The sequence below is a fragment of the Tsuneonella aeria genome (genome assembly GCF_009827495.1).
Taxonomy (GTDB): domain Bacteria; phylum Pseudomonadota; class Alphaproteobacteria; order Sphingomonadales; family Sphingomonadaceae; genus Tsuneonella; species Tsuneonella aeria.
The window spans coordinates 1,733,141-1,754,289 of record NZ_WTZA01000001.1 but is presented as its reverse complement, the minus strand read 5'-3'; the positions used below and the strand labels follow the sequence as shown (position 1 = coordinate 1,754,289).

Here is a 21,149-nt window from a genome sequence, read left to right as displayed (position 1 = left end):
GCCCTTTCCGTGTCTCGCAAAGGAGACGAGGCTGGTGAGCGTAACGCTTACTTGAGCTCGACGGTGCCGCCGGCTTCCTCGATCTTCTTCTTGATGTCTTCGGCTTCGGCCTTGTTGACGCCTTCCTTGACGGCCTTGGGCGCGCCTTCGACGAGCGCCTTGGCTTCGGTCAGGCCGAGGCCCGTGATCGCACGGACTTCCTTGATGACCTGGATCTTCTTGCCACCGTCGCCGGTCAGGATGACGTCGAATTCGGTCTGCTCTTCAGCAGCGCCACCGGCGTCGCCACCACCGGCGGCCGGGGCGGCAACGGCCACGGCAGCGGCGGCGCTCACGCCCCACTCTTCTTCAAGCGCCTTGGCAAGCTCGGCGGCTTCCAGGACGGTCAGCTTCGAAAGGTCTTCAACCAGTTTGGCGATGTCGGCCATGATGTCTTAACTCCAGTGTTCGTGCTGGGGGCGAACCCCCGATTTGATGCGTTTGACGTCGGAAAAACCGCTTACGCGGCGTCCTTGGCGGCATAGGCGCCGAAGACGCGGGCAAGCTTGCTCGCCGGGGCGTTGACCAGCTGCACCACCTTGGTGGCGGGTGCATTGACCAGGCCCACGAGCTTTGCGCGCAGCTCGTCGAGGCTGGGCATCGAGGCGAGCGCCTTGATCCCTTCCGCGTCGAGCATCTGCCCGCCCATCGAACCACCGACGATCTCGATCCGATCGTTGGTCTTGGCGAAATCCACCGCAGCCTTGGCTGCCGCCACCGGGTCGGTCGACCAGGAAAGGCCCGTGGGACCGGAGAGGTATTCCTCCAGGCCCTTGTAGGGGGTGTCATTCAGGGCGAGACTGGCGAGACTGTTTTTCGCAACCTTGTACGTCGCACCGGCTTCCCGCATCTTCGTGCGCAGGGCGGTGGATTGGCCCACCGACATGCCGAGGTTGCGGGTGACGACCACCACGCCAACTTCGTTGAAGACTGCATTCAGCTCGGCGACGGACGCGGCTTTCTGCGAACGATCCATGCCTTGCTCCTTCGTATGGCCGCAGGGGCGCGAAAGCGCCATGCGACCGGCTCACATTGCCATGCGTGCGGATGCGCGCATGGGCGAGTCCATCGATGGGGAAGGAGCGGTGCGAACACCGGGATGGGCGCGCCCCGCGAACGGGTGCAGCGCCGATAGAATCTCGTTTCCCCGCCTAGGCTGGAGATTAAGGGGAAAATTCCCCACCAGCGGTCTCGGACGGACGCCCGGAAAACCTGCCGCATAATGCGAAGAGGCCCGCCGGGACGGGCGGGCCTCTAGAGGATTGCGGCGCGGAGTCAACCCGCGCCGCCTGTTTCAGCCGGCGATCACCGCTTGGCGTCGCGCTCGTTCTGCAGGCGCTTGGCTTCGGCTTCGAGCCGGTCGGCTTCGGCCTCGCTCACGTCTTCGACCGCGTCGGCCCGCTCTTCCAGGTCCTCGGCCGTCTCGTCGGCGACTTCGGCCTGCTGCGCCGTGGTCATCGCACCGGTGCCGGTAGCGACCGGGGCCGTGCCTGCGGCATCGGTGCCGGTGGCGGCGGCGGCGCCATCGGCTGCTACCGTGTCATCGGTGGTCGCAGCGGCGGTCACATCGCCATCGGCGGCGTCGGGGGTGCTGTCACCGCAAGCGGCAAGGCCCAAGGCGAAGGGCAGGGCGACGATCATGGCAATCTTCTTCATGGGATTATTCTCCATCCAGAGGTTGCCATTAAATCGCCACAATTCGACGTGGTTCCCGTAAAATCCGCACGCGGTCAGCCTGGGTCCTGCGGCTTGTAGGCGAGAAGATCGCCCGGCTGGCATTCCAGTTCTCGGCAGATCGCCTCCAGCGTGGAGAAGCGGATCGCGCGTGCCTTGCCGGTCTTGAGGATCGACAGGTTGGCAAGCGTTATGCCGACGCGTTCGGCAAGCTCGGTGAGCGTCATTCGCCGGGCGTGGAGCAGGTCGTCGAGGGTGACCACGATGCCGGCTCCTTCTTCGTTTTCCGGGGACGGGGGCATCACACGGTCCCTTCCAGGTCGTCGCGCATCGCGGCGCCGTGGCGGAACACCCGGGCGAGGATGAACAGCACAATCGTCAGCAGCAGCAGCCCGAAATCGACCTTGCCGCCGGTGGCGAAGTGGACGGTTTGCGCCTCGTCGGCTGCTCGTGCGATCGGCATGATCAGCCAGTTCGCCGGGACCGCGAGCAGCTGAACCGACAGGATCAGCCAGCCCATCTGGCTGAGCCGATTCGCGTTCCCGGGCTGGAAAGGGTCGCCTTCGCCGACGGTGGCGATGATCCGCCGCAAACGGTCGAAAAAGAAGAACAGCAGCCCGACGACCGCAAGCCCGATGAGCATGATGCCGATGAGCGCGCCGATAGGCAGCGAAGCAGCCGGGTCGTTCACCTCGCGGGCGAACGCATCGATCACGTCTTCGTGGTAGAAAGTGACGACCGGAATGGCGATCAGCAACGCAAGTGCGCCGATTGCCATGGCGGCCTGCATCAGCAGCGCCATCACCTTGCCGGCGAGGAGCAGCGGATCCTTGGGGCGGATCGACATCTGGGTTCTCCCTCCTGCCTCGGACTAGGCGAGTACGGCGGTCGCGAAGCCAGGCGCGCGGTCGACCGGGACGACGATCGTCTGCTGGAAAAGGGTCAGCGTGAGCAGGAGGGCGGCGCAGAAAGCCGCGATGTGGTTGTTGGTCTTGGTCATTTCCGTTCTCCGATAAGCGTCATGCCGATTATCGATAAGGACATCCTGTAATATCGTCAATCGATAAATATCGAAAAACGATAAGTGACTGATCGAAAAACGGGAACGTTCGCGATCGCGACGGTGGCCCGGCGCGAATCGCGCTTGCAGGCGTTTGACTCCGGTGCACCGTGCACCTATATGCCCGCCCGACCGCACGCTTCGAGCACGGTCCGTCGATGCGCGGCGACGGGCCCCGGATGGAAGCGGCGTTTCCATAATCGCGATGCAAGACCTGTAGCGGGCCCCCGGAAGAGGTGCGCCCACGCTGCGGGTTTTCTGCGTCCCGGTTCTCGCCCGCACACGATTCTACACGGCACCGCCGCATCCGTGCGGCGACGAGACAAGGCGAATTCTCCCTTATGGCTACCAAGGCGAAGGCTCCGGCCCCGAACCGCACCCGGCAGACCGGCACCGCGAAGAAGCGCATCCGCCGCATCTTCGGCGACGTCCACGAAGTGGTGAAGATGCCGAACCTCATCGAGGTGCAGCGCGAATCGTACGAGCAGTTCCTGCGTTCGGACAAGAGCATCGGCTACGTGTCGGGCCTGGAGAAGACGCTGCGCAGCGTGTTCCCGATCCGCGATTTCGCCGGCACGGCCGAGCTCGACTTCGTGCACTACGAGCTCGAGGATCCCAAGTACGACACGACCGAATGCCGCCAGCGGGGCATCACCTACGCCGCGCCGATGAAGGTGACCCTGCGCCTGATCGTGTTCGAAGTGGACACCGAGACCGAGACCCGCAGCGTCCTCGATATCAAGGAACAGGACGTTTACATGGGCGACATGCCGCTCATGACTCACAACGGCACTTTCATCATCAATGGCACCGAACGCGTCATCGTGTCGCAAATGCACCGTTCGCCGGGTGTCCTGTTCGATCACGATCGGGGCAAGACCCACGCGTCGGGCAAGCTGCTGTTCGCCGCGCGCGTGATCCCTTACCGCGGTTCGTGGCTCGATTTCGAATTCGACGCCAAGGACATCGTCAACGTCCGCATCGACCGCAAGCGCAAGCTGCCGGTCACCGCCCTGCTTTATGCGCTGGGCCTGACGGCGGAGGATATCCTCCAGCACTTCTACGAGACCGTGAGCTGGCAGCGCGTCAGCGGCAAGCAGGGCGACGGGTGGAAGATACCCTACAACCCGGAAGCGTGGCGCGGCCAGAAGCCCGCCTTCGCGCTGGTCGATGCCGTCACGGGCGAGGAAGTGTTCCCCGCCGGCACCAAGATCTCCCCCCGCGCCGCGAACAAGGCCGCCAAGGACGGCCTTGCCGAACTGCTGATCCCGACGGAGGAAATCTTCGGGCGCTACGCCGCGGGTGACATGATCGACGAATCGACCGGCCGCATCTGGATCGAGGCGGGCGACGAAGTCTCGCCGGAAAATCTCGATGCGCTCGACAAGGCGGGCGTGGACCGGATCGAGCTGCTCGACATCGACGACATCAACACCGGCCCGTGGATCCGCAACACGCTGAAGGTCGACAAGGCGGAGAACCGCGACGAAGGCCTCGAGGCGATCTACAAGGTCATGCGTCCGGGCGAACCGCCGACCAAGGAAACCGCCGAAGCCCTGTTCGAAGGTCTGTTCTTCGATGCGGAACGCTATGACCTGTCGGCTGTCGGCCGCGTCAAGCTCAACATGCGCCTCGGTCTCGATGCCGAAGACACCGTCACCACGCTGCGCAAGGAAGACATCCTGGCGGTGGTGAAGGAACTCGTCGGCCTGAAGGACGGCAAGGGCGAAGTCGACGATATCGACAATCTCGGCAACCGCCGTGTGCGTTCGGTGGGCGAGCTGCTCGAAAACCAGTACCGCGTCGGCCTGCTGCGCATGGAGCGCGCGGTGAAGGAGCGGATGAGCTCGGTCGACGTCAGCACGGTGATGCCGAACGACCTCATCAACGCCAAGCCCGCGGTCGCCGCGGTGCGCGAGTTCTTCGGCTCCAGCCAGCTCTCGCAGTTCATGGACCAGACCAACCCGCTGTCGGAAGTGACGCACAAGCGCCGCGTTTCCGCCCTCGGGCCGGGCGGTCTCACGCGCGAACGCGCGGGCTTCGAAGTGCGCGACGTGCACCCGACGCATTACGGCCGCATCTGCCCGATCGAGACGCCGGAAGGCCCGAACATCGGCCTCATCAACTCGCTCAGCACGTTTGCCCGGGTGAACAAGTACGGCTTCATCGAAACGCCATACCGCAAGGTCCAGGACGGCAAGGTCACCAGCGACGTCGTGTACCTTTCCGCGATGGAGGAACAGCGCCACGCGGTGGCCCAGGCCTCGGCCGAAACCGACGGCGAAGGTCAGTTCACCGAAGATCTCGTATCGGCCCGCCAGGAAGGCGAGTTCGTGATGCTTCCGAACGACCAGATCACGCTGATGGACGTTTCGCCCAAGCAGCTCGTCTCGGTCGCGGCGTCGCTCATTCCGTTCCTGGAAAACGATGACGCCAACCGCGCGTTGATGGGTTCGAACATGCAGCGCCAGGCGGTGCCGCTGGTTCGCGCCGAGGCGCCGTTCGTGGGCACCGGCATGGAAGAAACCGTGGCGCGCGATTCGGGCGCCGCGATCACCGCCAGCCGCGGCGGCGTGGTCGATCAGGTCGACGCAACCCGCATCGTGATCCGCGCCGTGGGCGACGTGGAGGCCGGCCAGTCCGGCGTCGACATCTACCGCCTGCAGAAGTTCGAACGGTCGAACCAGTCCACCTGCATCAACCAGCGTCCGCTGGTGAAGGTGGGCGAAGTGATCGAAGCCGGCGACATCATCGCCGACGGTCCCTCGACGGAGTACGGCGAACTCGCGCTGGGGCGCAACAGCCTCGTCGCGTTCATGCCGTGGAACGGGTACAACTACGAAGACTCGATCCTGATCTCCGAACGCATCGTGAAGGATGACGTGTTCACCTCGATCCACATCGAGGAATTCGAGGTCATGGCCCGCGATACCAAGCTTGGGCCGGAAGACATCACGCGCGACATTCCTAATGTCGGAGAGGAAGCCCTGCGCAGCCTTGACGAAGCGGGCATCGTCTACATCGGGGCCGAAGTGCACCCGGGCGATATCCTGGTCGGCAAGATCACGCCCAAGGGCGAAAGCCCGATGACGCCGGAGGAAAAGCTCCTCCGCGCCATCTTCGGCGAAAAGGCCAGCGACGTGCGCGACACCTCGCTTCGCCTGCCGCCGGGTGTTGCCGGCACGATCGTGGACGTGCGCGTGTTCAACCGCCACGGTATCGAGATCGACGACCGTACCCGCGCGATCCAGAACCAGGAAATCGAACAGCTCCGCAAGGACAGCCAGGACGAACGCGCCATCCTCAACCGGGCGACCTACAACCGCCTGAAGGACATGCTCGTCGGCCAGGTCTCTTCGGCCGCGCCCAAGGGCGTGAAGAAGGGCGAGCCGATCACCGACGAGGTGCTGGGTTCGGTGGACCAGTTCGAATGGTTCAAGTTCGCGGTGGCCGACGATTCCCGCCAGGCACAGATCGAAGCGATCAAGGGCCAGTACGACGAGGCCGTGAAGGTCATCGACGACCGGTTCGAGGATCGCCGCGAGAAGCTGGAGCGGGGCGACGAGCTGGCACCGGGCGTGCTGAAGATGGTCAAGGTCTTCGTCGCGGTGAAGCGCAAGCTGCAGCCGGGCGACAAGATGGCCGGCCGCCACGGCAACAAGGGCGTGATCAGCCGCATCCTGCCGGCCGAAGACATGCCCTTCATGGAAGACGGCACCCCCGTCGATCTCGTGCTCAACCCGCTGGGCGTGCCGAGCCGCATGAACGTGGGGCAGATCTTCGAAACGCACCTCGGCCTCGCCGCCCGCGGCCTCGGCCAGCAGGTGACGCAGGCGCTCGAGGAATGGCGCGAGGCCAATCCCGATCCCAAGGCGGCCGCGGCCCCCACGGCGGTCGTGGAGAAGCTGAAGGAAGTGTACGGCGCCCAGTATCACGAGGATATCGAAGGCCGCACGGCCGAGGATATCGTCGAGATGGCCGGCACGCTGAAGAACGGCGTTCCGTTCGGCACCCCCGTGTTCGACGGCGCGCGCGAGGCGGACGTTTCGGCGATGCTCGAACAGGCGGGCCTGCCCACTTCGGGCCAGGTGACGCTTTTCGACGGCCGCACCGGCGAGGCGTTCGACCGCAAGGTGACCGTCGGCTACATCTACATGCTCAAGCTGCACCACCTCGTGGACGACAAGATTCACGCGCGTTCGATCGGGCCGTACAGCCTCGTCACCCAGCAGCCGCTGGGCGGCAAGGCGCAGTTCGGCGGCCAGCGCTTCGGCGAGATGGAGGTCTGGGCGCTTCAGGCCTACGGCGCCGCCTACACGCTGCAGGAAATGCTCACCGTGAAGTCGGACGACGTCGTCGGCCGGCAGAAGGTCTACGAAGCGATCGTCAAGGGCGACGACACGTTCGAGGCCGGCATTCCCGAAAGCTTCAACGTGCTCGTCAAGGAAATGCGCAGCCTCGGCCTCAACGTCGAACTCTCCTCGCTCGGCGAAGATGGCGACGAAGACGGCCTGCAGATCGCGGCGGAGTGAACCTGGGAGCCCTGCCTCCCGAAGGCAGGGCTCTACCGCTCGCTCGAGAATTCTCCCTCAAGGGAACTGAAAAATGAACGAACTGTCCAAATTCACCAACCAGCTCGCGAAGCCCGAAACCTTTGACCAGATACAGATCGGCATCGCCTCGCCGGAGCGCATCCGTTCGTGGTCGTTCGGCGAGATCAAGAAGCCCGAAACGATCAACTACCGCACGTTCAAGCCGGAACGTGACGGCCTCTTCTGCGCGCGCATCTTCGGTCCGGTAAAGGATTACGAGTGCCTGTGCGGCAAGTACAAGCGGATGAAGTACAAGGGCGTCGTGTGCGAAAAGTGCGGCGTCGAGGTGACGGTGACCAAGGTCCGCCGCGAGCGCATGGGCCACATCGAGCTCGCCGCCCCGGTCGCGCACATTTGGTTCCTGAAGTCGCTGCCCAGCCGCATCGGCCTGTTGCTCGACATGCAGCTGAAGCAGCTGGAACGCGTGCTCTATTTCGAAGCCTACATCGTCACCGAGCCCGGCCTGACCCCGCTGGAGAAGTTCCAGACCCTCACCGAGGACGAGCTGCTCGACGCGCAGGATGAATACGGCGAGGATGCGTTCACCGCCGATATCGGCGCGGCCGCGGTCAAGACCATGCTGATGGACCTCGACCTCGAGGCCGAGCGTGATGCGCTACTGGAAGAGCTGGAAACCACCAAGTCCACGCTCAAGCCCAAGAAGATCATCAAGCGGCTGAAGGTCGTCGAAAGCTTCATCGATTCCGGCAACCGCCCGGAATGGATGATCCTGGAAGTCGTCCCCGTCATCCCGCCCGAACTGCGCCCGCTGGTGCCGCTCGATGGCGGCCGGTTCGCGACGTCCGACCTCAACGACCTCTATCGCCGCGTCATCAACCGCAACAACCGGTTGAAGCGCCTGATCGAACTGCGCGCACCGGACATCATCGTCCGCAACGAAAAGCGCATGCTGCAGGAAGCGGTCGATGCGCTGTTCGACAACGGCCGCCGCGGCCGGGTCATCACGGGCGCCAACAAGCGCCCGCTGAAGTCGCTCAGCGACATGCTCAAGGGCAAGCAGGGCCGCTTCCGCCAGAACCTGCTCGGCAAGCGCGTCGACTATTCGGGCCGTTCGGTCATCGTGACCGGTCCCGAACTCAAGCTGCACCAGTGCGGCCTGCCCAAGAAGATGGCGCTCGAGCTGTTCAAGCCGTTCATTTACGCCCGCCTCGACGCCAAGGGTCTCTCCATGACCCTGAAGCAGGCTAAGAAGTGGGTCGAGAAGGAACGCAAGGAAGTCTGGGACATCCTGGACGAGGTGATTCGCGAACACCCGGTGCTGCTGAACCGCGCGCCGACGCTCCACCGCCTCGGCATCCAGGCGTTCGAGCCGGTGCTGATCGAAGGCAAGGCGATCCAGCTTCACCCGCTTGTCTGCGCCGCCTTCAACGCGGACTTCGACGGCGACCAGATGGCCGTTCACGTCCCGCTGAGCCTCGAGGCCCAGCTTGAAGCGCGCGTGCTGATGATGAGCACGAACAACATCCTCAGCCCCGCCAACGGCAAGCCGATCATCGTGCCGTCGCAGGACATGGTGCTGGGTCTCTATTACCTGTCGATGGAACGGCAGGAGAAGACGCCCGAGTTCATCGACGGCGAGAACGGCGAGCAGATCGAGAAGCTGCCCCGCTTCGGCGACATGGCCGAAGTGCACCAGGCGCTGGAAACGAAGCACGTCACCTTGCACTCCAAGATCATCACCCGCGTCCCGCAGGTTGATGACAAGGGCAAGGAGTACATGAAGCGCGTGGTGACCACGCCGGGCCGCATGCTGATCGGCGAATGCCTGCCGAAGAAGCACACGGTGCCGTTCGAGGTGATCAACCGGCTCCTCACCAAGAAGGAGATCGGCGACGTCATCGACCAGGTCTATCGCCACACCGGCCAGAAGGACACCGTGCTGTTCGCCGACGCCATCATGGCGCTGGGCTTCCGCCACGCGTTCAAGGCCGGCATCAGCTTCGGCAAGGATGACATGATCATCCCCGACAGCAAGGAAGCGATGGTCGAAGAGGCCAAGGCGCTGGTTGCCGATTACGAGCAGCAGTACCAGGACGGCCTCATCACCCAGCAGGAAAAGTACAACAAGGTGATCGACGCCTGGAGCCGCACCGGCGACCAGGTGGCCGCGGCCATGATGGACGAGATCAAGGCCCAGCCGACCGACGAGAACGGCAAGGAAGCGCAGATCAACTCGATCTACATGATGAGCCATTCGGGTGCGCGCGGCTCGCCGGCGCAGATGAAGCAGCTCGCCGGTATGCGCGGCCTGATGGCCAAGCCCTCGGGCGAGATCATCGAGACGCCGATCATCTCGAACTTCAAGGAAGGCCTGACCGTTCTTGAATACTTCAACTCCACTCACGGCGCCCGCAAGGGTCTGGCCGACACGGCGCTGAAGACGGCGAACTCGGGCTACCTGACCCGCCGTCTCGTCGACGTGTCGCAGGACAGCGTGATCGTGCAGGACGACTGCAAGACGCAGAACGCGCTGGAAATGCGCGCGATCGTCCAGGGTGGTTCGGTAATCGCCTCGCTCGGCGAGCGTATCCTCGGCCGCACCACGGCCGAAGACTTGGTGAACGCCAAAACCGGCGAAGTCATCGTGAAGGCGGGCACCCTGCTCGACGAAGCGATGGTCGCGGCGATCGAGGCGGCCGAAGTGCAGTCCGCGAAGATCCGCAGCCCGCTGATCTGCGAAGCCGACCAGGGCGTGTGCGGCACGTGCTATGGCCGTGACCTTGCACGCGGGACGCCGGTGAACATCGGCGAGGCCGTGGGTGTCATCGCGGCCCAGTCGATCGGCGAGCCGGGCACGCAGCTGACCATGCGCACGTTCCACATCGGCGGCGCGGCGCAGCTCAACGAGACCAGCCATCTCGAAGCGATCTCGGACGGACGCGTGGAATACCGCGACATGCCGACCATCGTCGACAAGCGCGGCCGGATCCTGAGCCTCGCCCGCAACGGCGAGATCGTGGTCATCGACGCCGAAGGGCGCGAGCGTGAAATCCACAAGGTGCCCTACGGCACGGTGCTGATGCACAAGGACGGAGAGAACGTGGCCGAAGGCGAACGCCTGGCCGAGTGGGATCCGTTCAGCTTGCCGATCATCACCGAACAGTCGGGCATCGTGCGGTTCCAGGACCTGATCGACGGCACGACGATGGAAGAGCGGGTGGACGATGCCACCGGCATCGCCCAGCGCGTGGTCACCGAGCTTCGCGCCAGCAGCCGCAAGAAGAAGGACGATCTGCGTCCCCGCCTGACGCTGCTCAACGAAGCGGGCGACGAGACCGAGGCCGCGCGCTACATGCTGGCGCCGGGCACCTCGCTGTCGGTCGAGGATGGCCAGCAGGTGGAAGCAGGCGACATCCTCGCCCGTGCCAGCCGCGAAGCCGCCAAGACCCGCGATATCACCGGCGGTCTGCCGCGAGTGGCCGAACTGTTCGAGGCGCGCATGCCCAAGGACGTGTCGGTCATCGCCAAGATCAGCGGCAAGATCGAATTCGTCCGCGACTACAAGGCCAAGCGCAAGATCGCGATCGTTCCGGAAGAAGGCGATCCGGTTGAGTACCTGATCCCCAAGACCAAGGTGATCGACGTCCAGGAAGGCGACTTCGTCAAGAAGGGCGACACGCTTGTCGCCGGCAGCCCCAACCCGCACGACATCCTGGAAGTCCTGGGGGTCGAGGCGCTGGCCGAGTACCTGGTCGACGAGATCCAGGAGGTCTATCGTTTGCAGGGCGTGAAGATCAACGACAAGCACATCGAGGTGATCGTTCGCCAGATGCTGCAGAAGGTCGAGATCACGGACGGCGGCGACACGGTGCTGCTGCCCGGCGAACAGGTCGATCGCGAGGAGATGGACGAAGCCAACGCCAAGCTCGGCAAGGGCAAGAAGCCGGCTTCGGGCAACCCGGTGCTGCTCGGCATCACCAAGGCCAGCCTGCAGACGCGTTCGTTCATCTCGGCCGCCTCGTTCCAGGAAACCACCCGCGTGCTCACGCAGGCGGCGGTCGAAGGGAAGAAGGACTCGCTGATCGGGCTGAAGGAAAACGTCATCGTCGGGCGTCTCATCCCGGCCGGCACCGGCGCGGGGATGAACCGCATGCGGATCGCGGCGGGCAGCCGCGACGCCGCGCTGCGTGCCGCCTGGCGCAAGGCGCAGGATCACCTCGTCATGGCGAACACCGCTGCCGAGGAGCATGCCGCCGAGCTCGAACAGGGACCGGAAGCTGCGATCGGCGACGATCCGCTGGCGATGATGGAAGGTGAAACCCACGGCACGGATGCCGACGCGGGCGATTACCTGATGCAGTCGGACGAGGGGCCGGTGGAAACCGATGCCGCTGCCGACGCCGGTTCGGAAACCGACTCTGCAGCGGACATCGAGACGCTGGCGGACCCCGGCGACGAAACCGAAGAGTAACGCGCGCATTACGCCGCAAACCGAGGCCCCGCCGGCGCAAACCGGCGGGGCTTTTTTTGCGTTCGCGCGTTCTGGATGGTGTCAAAGAGAATTCTTACGATGCGCCATTCCGTTCTCGTTCTCGCCGCAGCACTTGGAGCGTGCACCGCGCCCTCCGGCCCCGCGCCGCAGGAAGCCGAAACAGCCGCGGCACAGCCCGCCGCTCCGTCCTTTGATGGCCACTATGTCGTGACCTTGGTCGACGGCGCGGCGCCGGTGATCGGCATCGCCGGGCATCAGCCGATGGTGACGATCAAGGGAGCGCGCGTCCATTTCCAGTCGCAGTGCATCTACGCCGACTGGACGCTCCACCGCGATGCCGGGAAAGTTTCCGCCCGGCCCTATTACGAACCCGGCAGCGCGATGTGCGCGCGGGCGCTGGCGCCTGGGGAACGCGCGATCCAGGACGCCTTCACGAACCTGGAAACGCTGGAACCGGCGGGCGACGCCCGGCTGGTCGTAGTTGGCGGCGGGCACCGGCTCGAACTGCGCGAAGCGGCGGAGGCGCCGCGCCCCGCGGCGGCCGAGACCGGCACCCTCGCGCTGACGCCCGTGACCACGCTCGCCGGGGAATGGCGCGTGGCCGGTATCGACGGCAAGCCGCTCGACGCGCCGCAGGGCATCGCGCTGTCGGGCAGCGACCGCGAACTGTGGTGGGAGCCGCGCTGCGCCGGGTTCGTGCGCAGCTACCGCATCGACGGGCTTCGCTTCACGCCCGGTCCCCGGCTCGATGCGCCGGCGCCGCCCCCGCCGGGAACGCCGCCCCCGCCGGTCTGCACGATCGGCCTGCTCCCGGGCCTCCAGGACGTGTTCCGCGCGGTGAATGCGGCCACCACCGTCGGCCGCGATCCATCGAACGGCATCCTGCTGTCCGGCGGCGGGCACAGCGTGCTCCTCTATTCGCAATAGCCGCCGCTTTCCCTGGCGCGGGCGACCCGCTAAGCGCCGCGGGCACGCGAGGGAACCGACGATGACAGGCGATACGAAAGCCATGCTGGCCAAGGCCGAAGTGCTGATCGAGGCGCTGCCTTACCTCCAGCGCTACGCCGGGCGCACGTTCGTGGTGAAATACGGCGGCCACGCCATGGGCGACCCGGCCGCCGCGCGCGATTTCGCGGAGGACATCGTCCTGCTGAAGGCGGTGGGCATCAACCCGGTGGTGGTCCACGGCGGCGGGCCGCAGATCGGGGCGATGCTGAAGAGGCTGGGTGTCGAAAGCACGTTCGTCGACGGGTTGCGCGTCACCGACAAGGCGACGGCCGAAGTCGCCGAGATGGTCCTGTCGGGTGCGATCAACAAGGAACTGGTCGGCTGGATCGCCGCCGCCGGGGGCAAGGCGGTGGGCATTTCCGGCAAGGACGGCGGCATGGTCAGCGCGGCCAAGGTCCGGCGCACGGCCAAGGATCCCGAAAGCAACATCGAACAGGCGATCGACCTCGGCTTCGTGGGCGAACCGACGCGGGTCGATACGCTGCTGATCGATACCGCGGTGGCGGCCGACATGATCCCGGTGATCGCCCCGATCGGCGCCGGCGAGGACGGCCATACCTACAACATCAACGCCGATACGATGGCAGGCGCCGTGGCCGCGGCGCTCGGCGCGGCGCGCCTGTTCCTGCTGACGGACGTGGCGGGGGTGCTGGACAAGTCAGGCGCCCTCCTCTCCGATCTCACCCCGGCCGGCATCGCCGCGCTCAAGGCCGATGGCACCATCACCGGCGGGATGATTCCCAAGCTCGACACATGTGTCCACGCGGTCGAGGCGGGGTGCGAGGCGGCGGTCGTGCTCGACGGGCGGGTGCCGCACGCGATGCTGCTGGAATTCTTCACCACGCGCGGTGCCGGCACGCTGATCCGCGCGGATCGATGACCGCCCGCCCCGATGATCGCCACACCCGTATTGCCCCATTGATACACCGCCCGCCCCTCGGCTAGAGGCTGAGGGGCACGAGATCGCCGAAGGACACCCATGGACGCCCTCATCCAGATTTTCATCATGCTCGCCAACACCGCGAACATGCTGGTCATCATCTGGTTCATCATCGGACTGCTGTTCAGCTTCAACGTGATCGGGCGGGACAACCAGTTCTTCGTGGCGGTGCACGACGCGATCGCCCGCCTGTTCGAACCGATCCTGCGGCCGATCCGCCGCGTCCTGCCCGATACCGGGGCGATCGATTTCTCGCCGATGGTGCTGCTCCTGCTGATCTATGCCGTCGTGATCGTCCTCGAAAGCCTGCGGCCGGTCTGATGGCGGGCGACGTGATTGACGGGAAGGCGTTCGCCGGGGCCTTGCGCGAACGTATCGGGACCGGGGCCGCGGCGTTCGCGGAACAGGCCGGGCGCAAGGCGGGCCTCGCCGTGGTGCTGGTCGGCGACGATCCGGCCAGCCAGGTCTATGTCGCGTCCAAGGGCAAGGCGACGGTCGCCGCCGGGATGGAGAGCTTCGAACACCGGCTGCCGGCCGATGTGGACCAGCCCGCGCTGGAGGAACTGGTCAGGCGATTGAACGCCGATCCGGCGGTCGACGGCATTCTGGTCCAGCTGCCCCTGCCGCGCCATCTCGACGACAAGGCGGTGATCGCGCTGATCGATCCGGCCAAGGACGTCGATGGGCTGACCGATGCCAACATCGCCGCGCTCGCCAACCAGCAGCCGGGGCTGTTCCCGTGCACCCCGTTCGGCTGCATGATGCTGCTTCAAGACCGGCTCGGCGATCTCTCCGGCCTCGACGCGGTGGTGATCGGCCGCTCGCAGCTCGTCGGCCGCCCGATGGCCCAGCTCCTGGTCAACGCGAACGCCACCGTCACCATCGCGCACAGCCGCACGCGCGATCTGGCAGATGTCGTCCGCCGGGCCGATATCGTCGTTGCCGCGGTCGGCCGGCCGGAAATGGTCCGGGGGGACTGGATCAAGCCCGGCGCCTGCGTGATCGACGTGGGCATCAACCGGCTGGACCCGGAACCGGGCGCGGCCAAGGGGCGGCTGGTGGGCGACGTTGCCTTTGAAGAGGCGCGCGCGGTGGCGGGCGCGATCACGCCCGTTCCGGGAGGCGTCGGGCCGATGACCATCGCGGTCCTGCTGCGCAACACCCTGGTGGCGGCGCACCGCAATGCCGGCATCTCCGTGCCGGCGGGGCTGTAACGGCGTCCGGCCGCAAGGCATGCCGCCGGGGCGGGTGTTGTGCTCCGTCCACCAGACACCCTATGAACGGGGTTCCGACAAACCGAGCAGGAACGTGACCGGAAGATGCGTAGAACGCTGACAGCAATCGCCGCCGTCCTCTGCCTTGCCGGATGCGCGACGGCCAATCCCCATTCGGCGCGGGAACTGCGCCCCGCCGCCAGCCCCAGCGATGTCATCGCCGTCGAACTCGCCTTCGCCCGCGCGGCCCGCGAAACGGGCACGTGGACGGCATTCCGCCGTTTCGCCACGCGCGATGCCGTCTGGCCGGGCCCGCAGTGGGAAAACGTCCACCAGGCCTTGCGGGGCGCCGCCGATCCCTCCCAGCCGATCGTGTGGGAACCGGACATGGTCTGGGCCAGCTGCGACGGCAGCTTCGCCCTGTCCACCGGCCCGGCGACCTGGCCCGACGGACGCCGCACCCGCTTCGCCACCATGTGGCAGCGCCAGGCCGATGGCGAATACCGCTGGGTGCTTGACCAGGGCTTCGATCTCGAAGCCGGATATGCCCGGCCCGAGATGATTCCGGCGCGGGTCGCCGAATGCCCCGAACAGCGCGCCCGGCGCGCATCGCCGCCCCGCCGCGGGGAAGCATGGCATTCGGGCCGTTCGGACGATGGCTCGCTCGCCTGGCAGACCACGCTCGCGGCCGATTGCCGCCGCACGATGGTGGTGACCGCGATGCGCGACGGCGCGATGCACGAGGTGTTCCGGCGCACCTCCTCCACCCCGCCGGTGGCCGCGGGCGCTGCGGCGGCGCGGTGCTGACGCGATGGCCGAACTGTTCCTCTCCGCCTTCATCACGCTGTTCGTGGTGATCGATCCGCCGGGCTGCGCACCGATCTATGCCGGGCTGACGAAAGGGGCGACCCGCGCCCAGTCGCGCAGCATGGCCCTGCGCGCCTGCCTGATCGCGGGCGTCATCCTGGTGGTCTTCGCCCTGTTCGGCGAAGATCTTCTGGGCGCGCTGCATATCGAACTCGACAGCTTCCGCATCGCCGGCGGCATCATGCTGTTCCTCATCGCGCTCGACATGGTGTTCGAAAAGCGCACCCAGCGACGCGAGGAACGGGCGGTCAAGATCATGGCCGCGAACGAGACCACGCCGGAAATCGAGGACGTGTCCGTCTTCCCGATGGCCATGCCGATGCTGGCGGGCCCGGGCGCGATCGCCAGCGTCATGCTGCTGACGTCCAAGGCACAAGGCTGGGAAAACACGCTGGTCGTGCTGGGCGCGCTGGCCGCCGTGCTGTTGCTCACCCTGCTGGCATTGATCGCCGCCAGCCCGCTGATGAAGTTGTTCGGCGCGCGGGTGGAAGCGGTGATCACCCGCCTGCTCGGCGTGCTGCTGGCCGCGCTGGCGGCGCAGTACGTGATCGATGGCCTGCGGGAGAGCTTCGGCGTCTGAAGGCTTATTGCAGCGTCACGCGGCCTTCTTCGGGATCGCCGTGGCCGAAGAACTGCATGAGCTGGATCAGCAGTTCGCACCGGGTGGAAAGGGTCGGTGCCTCGAGCAGCGCCTGCTTCGCGGCGGTATCGAACGGCGCGATCTGGCTGACACCGTCGATCAGCGTGCGATCATCCAGCCGTGCGACGGAATCCCAGTCCACCAGGTAGCCCTGCATGTCGGCAAAGGCGCGCGCTTCCTGTTCGAACGCGGCACGCTCCACGCTGGAGAGGGCGGCGCTCTCGTCATCGGGCAGCAGTTCGCCCTCGACCTGGCGGAAAGCGGTCGTGACCTCCAACTCGCGAACCACCCGGAAGCGGGCCTCGCCGGTGAGGACGATGTTGTAGCGCCCGTCGTCCAGCGCCTCGACCTCCTCGATCTTGCCCACGCAGCCGACGTCGAACAGCGGCGCATCGGGCCCGGCGCCCTGCGGCTGGATCATCGCGATCCGCCGGTCGCGCGCCAGGGCGTCGCCCACCAGCGCGCGGTACCGCGGCTCGAAGATGTGGAGCGGCAACTGTAGCCCGGGAAACAGGACGGCGCCGGGCAGGGGAAAGATGGACAGGCGGGTCGCCACGATCAGCCGAACAGCACGGTCGAAAGCTTGCGCCGGGTGGCCACGGCCCACGGGTCTTCCAGGCCGACCGCCTCGAACATGCGGACGAGGCGCGCGCGTGCGGCGCCATCGTTCCATTCGCGGTCGGCGCGGATCATGGCGAGCAGGGTGTCGCCGGCAGCCTCGCGGTCGCCCGCGGCGAAGGCGGCATCGGCGAACGCCATCTGCGCGTCCATGTCGGCCGGCCGTTCGGCGGCAGCGGCGCGCAAGGCCTGCAGCTCGCCTTCGTCCACCTTGTCGCCGGTCAGTTCGAGCGCGGCGAGGGCCGCCTTGACCGGGGGCGCGGCGGCCAGGGTCTCGTCCAGCCCTTCGGCCGCGGCGCGCGCCTCGTCAGCGCGGCCCGCCAGCGTCAGCGCGCGGATGAGGCCGGCGTGCGCGGCCGGTTCCTGAGGCGCCATCTCGACCACCTGGCTGAAAATCCCCGCGGCGCGATCCCCGTCACCGTCTGCCAGGATTTCCTCGCCCATGGCGATGAACTGGCTGACGTCGGGCGCCGCCTCTCCGCCGGCGGCGATCGGGAGCTGTTCCAGCAACTGGTCGAGCATGGACTTGAGCTGCGATTCGGTACGCGCGCTGGTCAGGTCCGCCACGGGCTGGCCCTGGTACATCGCATAGACCGTGGGGATGGAACGCACCTGGAACTGCGCGGCGATGAACTGGTCCTCGTCCACGTTGATCTTGGCCAGGAGGACCCCGCGGTCGGCGTAATCGGCGCAGACCTTTTCCAGCACCGGGGTCAGCGCCTTGCACGGGCCGCACCATTCGGCCCAGAAATCAAGCACGACGAGGCTGGTCATGGACGGTTCGACGATATCCTTGCGGAACCGGTCCACGGCTTTCTGTTCTTCTAGGTTGAGACCCATGCTGGCCACGGCGTGTTCCCCTTCGGATGCGGCGTTATGCGGGCGGCGCCTGTGCCGGCCCGTCCGGTGCGATCGTTGCCCGCACAATGTGGGCCTTGAGGGGGATTTGTGAAGCGATTTCGCTTCGTGCAAATAGCGCTTGCCGGGTCAATGGCGCTTTGCTAACCGCGCGCCTCCACCGGGGGGCACGCCCCCCGATCGCCGCGCGGAACGCTTTTCCACACGCGGCGGCCAGCGCCTGAGCGGGCGTAGCTCAGTGGTAGAGCGTCTGCTTGCCATGCAGAAGGTCGAGGGTTCGACTCCCTTCGCCCGCTCCAGCTTTCTTCCCGAATATGTGCAGGACCGCCTGGCTCATGCTCGGCGGTTCGTCGCGCGGGTCACGCGTTCTGTCCGCAGTCCGCTAAAACAGGCTTGGCAGAAGCGGGCGAGCCTGCGAAGGGCCTACGCGTGACTATATATCATCATGTGCCGCGCGCGTTCGCCCTTCTCCTGTCCACCTCCATCGCCGCGCTCGCCGCGCCCGTTGCCGCCCAGCAAGCGCCCGCGGAGGACGACGCGCGCGCGGCGGCGCGCGACGATTATCATAACCGCGCCGATGGCGAAATCGTGGTCACGGCTTCGGGCCTCACCCAGCTCGACACGCTGGCGGGTACGTCGGTCATGCAGGGAATCGAATTGCAGCGCAGCCTCGCCGGCCAGATCGGCGATGTGCTGGCGAAGGAGCCAGGCGTCACGGCCACCAGCTTCGCGCCCGGCGCTTCGCGCCCGGTCCTTCGCGGATTTTCAGGCGAGCGGGTGAAAGTCCTGGTCGACGGGATCGGCGCGATCGACGTGTCGAACACGTCGGCCGATCACGCCGTGAGCATCGACCCGCTGACGGCCGAGCGGATCGAGGTCCTGCGCGGGCCCGCCGTCATGCTCTATGGCAGCCAGGCGATCGGCGGCGCGGTGAACATCATCGACAAGCGCATCCCCCGGCGCCTGCTCGCGGACGAGCCGTACCATTTCGACGCCACCGCCGCGGCCGACACGGCATACGACCTGCGCGAAGCCGGCGCTTCCGCCGATGTCGCGCTGGGCGGGGGCTTCGTGGCGCACGTCGACGGGACGTGGCGCCAGACCAACGACGTGCGCATTCCCGGCCATGTCGCCAGCGACGCCTTGCGCGCCGACTTGCTGGCGGACGCGGAGGAAGAGGCGCTCGAGGGCCACGCCGACGAGGCGGAAGAACTGCGCGAAGCCGCCGAGGTTCGCGGCCGGCTGCCCGACAGCGCGACGAAAACCTGGAGCGCCAATGCCGGCCTGGCGTTCTTCCGCGACGGCAGCAATCTCGGCGCGTCGGTGGGAATCTACGACACGACCTACGGGGTGCCGAGCCGGCCCGGCGCGGGGCACCTTCACCACGGCGAGGAAGACGGCGCGGAACATGACGCGGAGGGCGAGGACCACGACCACGCGCACGAACATGGCGCCGTGCCTATCTCGATCGGGCTTCGCCAGTATCGTGCGGACCTTCGCGGCACGCTCGACCTGGGCGACGGGTTCTTCCGCGCGCTGAACACACGCGCCGGATATTCCGATTACACGCACACCGAATTCGAAGGCGACGAGATCGGCACGGTGTTCGATGTCGAAGGCATCGAAAGCCGGGTGGAACTGGTGCAGGCGCGCCGGGGCACTTGGCAGGGCCAGGTCGGCGGCCAGTATTATTTCCGCGACTTCCGCGCGACCGGTTCGGAAGCCTACATCCCGCCCAACACCACCGATCAATGGGCGCTGTTCGCGTTGCAGGAGGTGCACGCGGGCCCGGTTCAGCTCGAATTCGCCGGCCGCTACGAACGCACCCATGTCGCGGCGGGCACGGTCGGCTTCGACCGCAGTTTCAACGCCGGCTCCGGCGCGGTGAGCCTTGCCCACGAGACAGCGGACGGGCTGCGTTTCGGCATCAACGTCAGCCGCGTCGCGCGGGCGCCCAGTGCCGAGGAGCTGCTGGCCGACGGTGCGCACATCGCGACCCAGGCATACGAGATAGGCAACCGTGACCTGTCGCTGGAAAAGGCATGGGGTTTCGAAGCGTTCGTGCGCGGCCGGATCGGGCCCGGGACGATCAGCGTCGCGGCCTATCGCAACCACTTTTCAGGCTACATCTACCAGGATGCGGTCGATGCCGAGATCGACGGGCTGCCCGTGCTGCAGACGGTGCAGCGCGCGGCGCGCTATAGCGGGATCGAGGGCGAGATCAGCTACCCCTTCATCGATAGCGGCCCGTTCCGCCTGATCGCCGACGTGCGGGGCGATTACATCCGGGCGTCGCTGAAGGACGGGACGCCGCTGCCCCGGATACCGCCGCTGTCGCTGCTGGGTGCGCTGGAGGCCCAGACCGAGCGGTTCGACGTCCGCGGGGAAGTGCAGTGGACATCGGCCCAGGAACGCCTTGCGCCGGGCGAGACGCGCACGGACGGGTTCGTGTTCGTCAACGCGTCGCTCGCCTGGAAGCCGGTGCGCGGCAACGATTCCGTCACCGTGCTGCTGCAGGGCGAAAACCTGTTCGACGTGGAGGGCCGCCGGCACGTGAGCTTCACGAAGGATTTCGTGCCCCTGGCGGGCCGCAACGTGAAGCTGAGCGTGCGGACCAGCTTCTAGAACCAGCGCCGCTTGCGCACTTCGGGCCGGCCGTCGTGGTCGATGTCGGTCACCGCCAGGCCCGCCCCGTCGGCCCGGCCTTCCGCGCGGGCGGCGCGCAGCTCCGCCTCGTGCACGCGCGTCGAGGCGTCGGCCGCCGCCAGCTCGCCCTTCCGCGCGGCGCGCATGTGGTCATAGCTCCAGCGCATCTGGCCATAGGCGAACACGACCAGCAGACCCCCGAGGATCGCCAGGTGGAGGAGGAAGGAGGTCATCCCTTCCTGCGTGCCGAAATCGTGATGGTAGAACAGGATCGTGAGCGCCACGAATCCGGCCAGCAGGATCGACACCAGGCGGGTCATCACGCCCAGCGCCAGCAGCAGGCCAGCGACCACTTCGAATATCCCCACCGCCATGGCCAGGTTGCCGGGCAGGCCCGCTGCCTGCATCATCTGGGCCGGGCCCGATGGATCGATGATCTTGGGTATGCCGGACAGGATGAACAGCAAGGCGATCATCACGCGGCCGAAGAATGCAGCGATGGCAGGCATGGCGTTTTCCTTTCCCCGTTTCCTTGTCCGT

Annotated in this window: 18 protein-coding genes and 1 tRNA gene; 10 read left to right on the top strand and 9 right to left on the bottom strand. The window is 66.4% G+C overall.

Annotated features, from left to right (window positions below; genetic code table 11):
* Window positions 1-47: 47 nt before the first annotated feature.
* The 6 genes from rplL to GRI40_RS14020 form a co-directional block, all read right to left on the bottom strand.
* Entirely contained in the window at window positions 48-428 is a 381-nt protein-coding gene (rplL, locus tag GRI40_RS08555; protein WP_160610929.1) for a 50S ribosomal protein L7/L12, read from the bottom strand.
* Window positions 429-499: 71 nt separating this feature from the next.
* On the bottom strand, window positions 500-1,015 hold the full coding sequence (gene rplJ, locus GRI40_RS08550) for a 50S ribosomal protein L10 (RefSeq protein WP_160610928.1): 516 nt from the start codon (window positions 1,013-1,015) through the stop codon (window positions 500-502).
* A gap of 329 nt (window positions 1,016-1,344) precedes the next feature.
* Entirely contained in the window at window positions 1,345-1,695 is a 351-nt protein-coding gene (locus GRI40_RS13700; RefSeq protein ID WP_202390168.1) for a hypothetical protein, read from the bottom strand.
* A gap of 74 nt (window positions 1,696-1,769) precedes the next feature.
* Window positions 1,770-2,015, bottom strand: coding sequence for a helix-turn-helix domain-containing protein (locus GRI40_RS08545; protein ID WP_160610927.1), 246 nt, complete (start codon window positions 2,013-2,015; stop codon window positions 1,770-1,772).
* On the bottom strand, window positions 2,015-2,560 hold the full coding sequence (locus GRI40_RS08540) for a DUF2975 domain-containing protein (protein ID WP_160610926.1): 546 nt from the start codon (window positions 2,558-2,560) through the stop codon (window positions 2,015-2,017). Before GRI40_RS08540 ends, GRI40_RS08545 begins: the two co-directional genes overlap by 1 nt.
* Before the next feature lie 24 nt (window positions 2,561-2,584).
* On the bottom strand, window positions 2,585-2,713 hold the full coding sequence (locus GRI40_RS14020; protein ID WP_272916551.1) for a hypothetical protein: 129 nt from the start codon (window positions 2,711-2,713) through the stop codon (window positions 2,585-2,587).
* A gap of 401 nt (window positions 2,714-3,114) precedes the next feature.
* On the opposite strand from GRI40_RS14020, the gene rpoB reads away from it, so the two are divergent.
* The 8 genes from rpoB to GRI40_RS08500 all read left to right on the top strand — a co-directional run bounded on the left by rpoB (window position 3,115) and on the right by GRI40_RS08500 (window position 16,427).
* Window positions 3,115-7,305 (top strand): DNA-directed RNA polymerase subunit beta, encoded by a 4,191-nt coding sequence (rpoB, locus tag GRI40_RS08535; protein ID WP_160610925.1) that lies wholly within the window; start codon window positions 3,115-3,117, stop codon window positions 7,303-7,305.
* Window positions 7,306-7,378: 73 nt separating this feature from the next.
* The gene (gene rpoC, locus GRI40_RS08530) at window positions 7,379-11,797 is read left to right on the top strand and encodes a DNA-directed RNA polymerase subunit beta' (protein WP_237489028.1); all 4,419 of its coding nucleotides are present in this window, start codon (window positions 7,379-7,381) and stop codon (window positions 11,795-11,797) included.
* A 99-nt stretch (window positions 11,798-11,896) separates the two neighbouring features.
* Window positions 11,897-12,745 (top strand): hypothetical protein, encoded by an 849-nt coding sequence (locus GRI40_RS08525; RefSeq protein ID WP_160610924.1) that lies wholly within the window; start codon window positions 11,897-11,899, stop codon window positions 12,743-12,745.
* Between the two features lie 61 nt (window positions 12,746-12,806).
* Complete coding sequence (argB, locus tag GRI40_RS08520; RefSeq protein WP_160610923.1) at window positions 12,807-13,706, top strand: acetylglutamate kinase; 900 nt, start codon at window positions 12,807-12,809, stop codon at window positions 13,704-13,706.
* A 99-nt stretch (window positions 13,707-13,805) separates the two neighbouring features.
* Complete coding sequence (locus GRI40_RS08515) at window positions 13,806-14,087, top strand: YggT family protein (protein ID WP_160610922.1); 282 nt, start codon at window positions 13,806-13,808, stop codon at window positions 14,085-14,087.
* Window positions 14,087-14,980 (top strand): bifunctional methylenetetrahydrofolate dehydrogenase/methenyltetrahydrofolate cyclohydrolase FolD, encoded by an 894-nt coding sequence (folD, locus tag GRI40_RS08510; protein WP_160610921.1) that lies wholly within the window; start codon window positions 14,087-14,089, stop codon window positions 14,978-14,980. Before GRI40_RS08515 ends, folD begins: the two co-directional genes overlap by 1 nt.
* Window positions 14,981-15,085: 105 nt before the next feature.
* Window positions 15,086-15,787 (top strand): Cif family virulence factor, encoded by a 702-nt coding sequence (locus GRI40_RS08505; RefSeq protein ID WP_160610920.1) that lies wholly within the window; start codon window positions 15,086-15,088, stop codon window positions 15,785-15,787.
* A 4-nt stretch (window positions 15,788-15,791) separates the two neighbouring features.
* On the top strand, window positions 15,792-16,427 hold the full coding sequence (locus GRI40_RS08500; RefSeq protein WP_160610919.1) for a MarC family protein: 636 nt from the start codon (window positions 15,792-15,794) through the stop codon (window positions 16,425-16,427).
* 4 nt (window positions 16,428-16,431) lie between these two features.
* Here GRI40_RS08500 and GRI40_RS08495 read toward each other — a convergent pair whose 3' ends face one another.
* Together GRI40_RS08495 and GRI40_RS08490 are read right to left on the bottom strand one after the other, a co-directional pair.
* Window positions 16,432-17,049 carry an LON peptidase substrate-binding domain-containing protein gene (locus GRI40_RS08495; protein WP_237489130.1) on the bottom strand — a complete coding sequence of 206 codons (618 nt, stop codon included), beginning with the start codon at window positions 17,047-17,049 and terminating at the stop codon, window positions 16,432-16,434.
* Window positions 17,046-17,945: a tetratricopeptide repeat protein gene (locus tag GRI40_RS08490; protein WP_160611508.1), complete on the bottom strand. Its 900-nt coding sequence runs from the start codon at window positions 17,943-17,945 to the stop codon at window positions 17,046-17,048. The genes GRI40_RS08495 and GRI40_RS08490 overlap by 4 nt, the downstream gene beginning before the upstream one ends.
* Before the next feature lie 242 nt (window positions 17,946-18,187).
* On the opposite strand from GRI40_RS08490, the gene GRI40_RS08485 reads away from it, so the two are divergent.
* Both GRI40_RS08485 and GRI40_RS08480 read left to right on the top strand, forming a co-directional pair.
* Window positions 18,188-18,262: transfer RNA gene (locus GRI40_RS08485), tRNA-Gly, on the top strand.
* Between the two features lie 130 nt (window positions 18,263-18,392).
* Entirely contained in the window at window positions 18,393-20,588 is a 2,196-nt protein-coding gene (locus GRI40_RS08480) for a TonB-dependent receptor domain-containing protein (RefSeq protein ID WP_160610917.1), read from the top strand.
* Here the strand turns inward: GRI40_RS08480 and GRI40_RS08475 are convergent.
* The gene (locus GRI40_RS08475) at window positions 20,585-21,118 is read right to left on the bottom strand and encodes a DoxX family protein (protein ID WP_160610916.1); all 534 of its coding nucleotides are present in this window, start codon (window positions 21,116-21,118) and stop codon (window positions 20,585-20,587) included. The two genes, GRI40_RS08480 and GRI40_RS08475, sit on opposite strands and share 4 nt — an antisense overlap.
* Between the last annotated feature and the right edge of the window lie 31 nt (window positions 21,119-21,149).

Coding starts and splice junctions, on each gene's coding strand:
- rplL (WP_160610929.1), bottom strand. CDS start 428: ATGGCCGACATCGCCAAACTGGTTGAAGACCTTTCGAAGCTGACCGTC.
- rplJ (WP_160610928.1), bottom strand. CDS start 1,015: ATGGATCGTTCGCAGAAAGCCGCGTCCGTCGCCGAGCTGAATGCAGTC.
- GRI40_RS13700 (WP_202390168.1), bottom strand. CDS start 1,695: ATGAAGAAGATTGCCATGATCGTCGCCCTGCCCTTCGCCTTGGGCCTT.
- GRI40_RS08545 (WP_160610927.1), bottom strand. CDS start 2,015: ATGCCCCCGTCCCCGGAAAACGAAGAAGGAGCCGGCATCGTGGTCACC.
- GRI40_RS08540 (WP_160610926.1), bottom strand. CDS start 2,560: ATGTCGATCCGCCCCAAGGATCCGCTGCTCCTCGCCGGCAAGGTGATG.
- GRI40_RS14020 (WP_272916551.1), bottom strand. CDS start 2,713: ATGACCAAGACCAACAACCACATCGCGGCTTTCTGCGCCGCCCTCCTG.
- rpoB (WP_160610925.1), top strand. CDS start 3,115: ATGGCTACCAAGGCGAAGGCTCCGGCCCCGAACCGCACCCGGCAGACC.
- rpoC (WP_237489028.1), top strand. CDS start 7,379: ATGAACGAACTGTCCAAATTCACCAACCAGCTCGCGAAGCCCGAAACC.
- GRI40_RS08525 (WP_160610924.1), top strand. CDS start 11,897: ATGCGCCATTCCGTTCTCGTTCTCGCCGCAGCACTTGGAGCGTGCACC.
- argB (WP_160610923.1), top strand. CDS start 12,807: ATGACAGGCGATACGAAAGCCATGCTGGCCAAGGCCGAAGTGCTGATC.
- GRI40_RS08515 (WP_160610922.1), top strand. CDS start 13,806: ATGGACGCCCTCATCCAGATTTTCATCATGCTCGCCAACACCGCGAAC.
- folD (WP_160610921.1), top strand. CDS start 14,087: ATGGCGGGCGACGTGATTGACGGGAAGGCGTTCGCCGGGGCCTTGCGC.
- GRI40_RS08505 (WP_160610920.1), top strand. CDS start 15,086: ATGCGTAGAACGCTGACAGCAATCGCCGCCGTCCTCTGCCTTGCCGGA.
- GRI40_RS08500 (WP_160610919.1), top strand. CDS start 15,792: ATGGCCGAACTGTTCCTCTCCGCCTTCATCACGCTGTTCGTGGTGATC.
- GRI40_RS08490 (WP_160611508.1), bottom strand. CDS start 17,945: ATGGGTCTCAACCTAGAAGAACAGAAAGCCGTGGACCGGTTCCGCAAG.
- GRI40_RS08475 (WP_160610916.1), bottom strand. CDS start 21,118: ATGCCTGCCATCGCTGCATTCTTCGGCCGCGTGATGATCGCCTTGCTG.